Annotated in this window: 3 protein-coding genes; all 3 read left to right on the plus strand. The window is 69.4% G+C overall.

Features of this window, described 5'->3' with window-relative positions; all coding sequences use genetic code 11:
• On the plus strand, positions 1-1,983 hold a 1,983-nt coding region (locus QOC69_RS18975; protein WP_526442369.1), incomplete at its 5' end, for an ABC transporter ATP-binding protein.
• Positions 1,980-2,819 (plus strand): energy-coupling factor transporter transmembrane component T family protein, encoded by an 840-nt coding sequence (locus QOC69_RS18980; protein ID WP_526442371.1) that lies wholly within the window; start codon positions 1,980-1,982, stop codon positions 2,817-2,819. The genes QOC69_RS18975 and QOC69_RS18980, both read left to right, overlap by 4 nt.
• Before the next feature lie 113 nt (positions 2,820-2,932).
• A partial coding sequence (locus QOC69_RS18985; protein WP_526442373.1) for a Chromate resistance protein ChrB occupies positions 2,933-3,159 on the plus strand: 227 nt, incomplete at its 3' end.

Below are 3,159 nucleotides of genomic sequence, written 5' to 3' on the forward strand. Positions count from 1 at the left end.
GCCCAGGCGGCGGTGATGGCGGCGCTGTCGGCGGCGACCGCGATCATCGCCGTGATCATCCCGCTCGCGGCAGGACTGTCGTTGCTCGGCAGTGTTCCCATGGGTTTGCTGGCCTACCGGTACCGGATCCGCGTGCTCGTCGCCGCCACCGTCGCCGCTGGTGTCATTGCATTCTTGGCGGGCGGCTCGGGTGGCCTGTTGACGGTGCTCCATTGTTCCTACGTCGGCGGTTTGACCGGGTTGGTCAAGCGCCGCAACCGCGGCACACCGACGGTGGTCGTGGCTTCACTGGGGGCCGGGCTCGTCGTCGGTGTCGTCGCGGTGGCGGCCCTGGCCGTCCTGAGGCCCTTGCGGAACCTGATGTTCGAGTCGATGTCGGCCAATGTCGACGGGACCGCTGCGGTGCTCGCGCGCATCCCCCACCTCGGTGGCGCCGCCACCCAGATGAAACTGTTCTTCGCCACCGCATTGGATTATTGGCCATGGATCGTCGGTGCCGGATCCGTGGTCGGCATCGTGGTGGCGAACCTAGTCAGCTGGTGGGTGCTGTCGCGGGTGCTCGCGCGGCTCGCCGGCATCCCGGACGTGCATCGACTGGAGACGCCGATGAGCGGTGATCCCATCGGGCCGCTTCCGGTGCGCCTCGAGGAGGTGGGATTCCGCTACCCGGGCACCGACACCGACGCGCTCGGTCCGGTCACATTGCACATCGACACCGGTGAACACGTGGCCGTCACAGGAGCCAACGGTTCGGGGAAGACGACGTTGATGCTGGTGCTGGCCGGGCGCGACCCCTCCCAGGGCGTGGTGCAGCGCCCTGGTTCGGTCGGGCTGGGTCAGCGCGACGGCACCGCAGTCATCATGCAGCACCCGGAGAGCCAGGTGCTGGGCACTCGCGTCGCCGATGACGTGGTGTGGGGTCTGCCGCCGGGTCAGCGCGTGGACATCGAACGGCTGCTGGCCGAGGTGGGGCTGGACGGGCTTGGCGACCGCGACACCGGCGGGCTGTCAGGCGGGGAGTTGCAGCGGTTGGCGGTGGCCTCCGCGCTAGCCCGCGAACCGTCGCTGCTGATCGCCGACGAAGTGACCACCATGGTCGACCAGCGCGGCCGTGCCGCGCTGCTCGGCGTGCTGGCAGGACTGACGACGCGTCATCGCATGGGGCTGGTGCACATCACTCACTACGACGTCGAGGCCGCATCAGCCGACCGCATGATTCACCTGTCCGGTAGCGGGTCGTCGGACAACACGGCGATGGTCGAGGTCGCTGCCGCGCCCGCCGCGACCGTGGTGTCGGACCCGAGCCTTGGCGCTCCGGTGCTCGAGGTCGACGACGTCGGCCATGTGTACGCCGCTGGGACACCCTGGGCCACGACGGCGCTGCGCAACGTCACCTTCGCCGTGCACCACGGTGACGGAGTGCTGATCCACGGGGGCAACGGGTCCGGGAAGTCGACACTGGCCTGGATCATGGCCGGTTTGACCGCGCCGACGACCGGGGCGTGCCTGCTGAACGGACGAGCGGTGACCGAGCAGGTCGGGGCGGTAGCCCTCTCCTTTCAGGCGACCCGCCTGCAATTGATGCGGGGGCGTGTCGGCGATGAAGTCGCCTCGGCGGCCGGATTCTCGCCGCACGACACCGCCCGGGTCGCTTCATCATTGGCCGCGGTCGGTCTGGACGCGGGGCTGGCCGACAGACGGGTGGACCAGCTCAGCGGCGGTCAGATGCGGCGCGTCGTGCTCGGCGGAATGCTGGCCCGCACGCCGAGCGTCTTGATCCTCGACGAACCACTTGCCGGGCTCGACGCTGCCAGCCAGCACGGATTGCTCAGGCTACTCGAGGATCTCCGCCGCCGCCACGGGCTGACGATGGTCGTGATCTCGCACGATTTCGCTGGACTCGAGGACCTCTGCCCGCGCACCATCGAACTGTCCGGCGGTGCGTTACGGCCCGTCCCGGCAACCTCTGGCAGCACGCCGTGACGACGCCGGGTAACCGATCGCATCAGCAGCGCAGGCCCGTGGTGTTGTTGCGCCCCATCCCGGGGCGCTCGGCCATCCACGACCTGTGGGCCGGGACGAAATTACTAGTGATGCTGAGCTTTTCGGTGTTGCTGGCGTGTCTGCCGGGCTGGGTGCCGCTCGGGCTAGTGGCCGCGTGGCTGGCGGTGGCCGCCTGCGCTGCCCACATTCCCCGGGGTGCGCTTCCGTCGCTGCCACGGTGGGTGTGGGTCGTGCTGGCGCTCGGTAACCTCACCGCGGTGTTCAGCGGCCGACCGCCGTTCATCGAGATCGGTTCCGTCGCCATCGGCCTTGGCGGACTGCTGAACGTCTTGCGGTTCACCGCGTTGTCATTGGTGTTGCTGGGCCTGGCCGCGATGGTGTCGTGGACTACCAACGTGGCCGAGGTCGCGCCGGCTGTCGCGGCCCTGGGCCGTCCGCTGCGACGATTCCGGGTTCCGGTCGACGAGTGGGCCGTCGGGCTGGGGCTGGCCTTGCGGGCCTTCCCGATGTTGATCACCGAATTCCGGCTGCTCTACGCGGCGCGTCGGCTCCGCCCCAAGGAGGCGCCGGACGGCCGGTGGAGGCACTACCGGCACTGGCTGGCGGAGGTGGTGGACCTTCTTGCGGCGGCCATCACCGTGGCGCTGCGGCGCGCCGATGAAATGGGCGACGCGATCACCGCACGCGGTGGTGCGGGCCAGTTCTCAGCTGCCTCGACCCGACTAACACGACGTGACTGGGTGGTGCTCGGGCTGTGCGCGGCGACCTGCCTTGCAGCCGTGCTCAGTGAGCTCCTCTGGGTCTCGACCACCTGATCCGCTGACGCGGGCGACGGCGGGCGCAGCCGAGGTGACCCGCCTTGTCGCCATCGGCTGGCTGAGCCCAGCGAACCGATCTCGCCGGCCGCGGTGTCGGGCACACTGACGTCATGAGTGCGATCGAAACTGAGGTCGGGGAACCGGCCGAGTCGTCGGGCACCGAGTCGACGCCGGCAGATTCGTGGCTGCTGTTGGTCTATCGGATCCCGTCGGATCCCACTCGACTGCGGGCCGCGGTGTGGCGTCGACTGAAGTCGTTGGGTGCGGTGTATCTGCAGAATTCGGCGGCGGCCCTGCCGGCCAGCGACAGCGCGGAGCGCGCCCTGCGTCGACTGCG

The sequence above is a fragment of the Mycobacterium sp. genome, from assembly GCF_032162105.1.
GTDB lineage: Bacteria > Actinomycetota > Actinomycetes > Mycobacteriales > Mycobacteriaceae > Mycobacterium.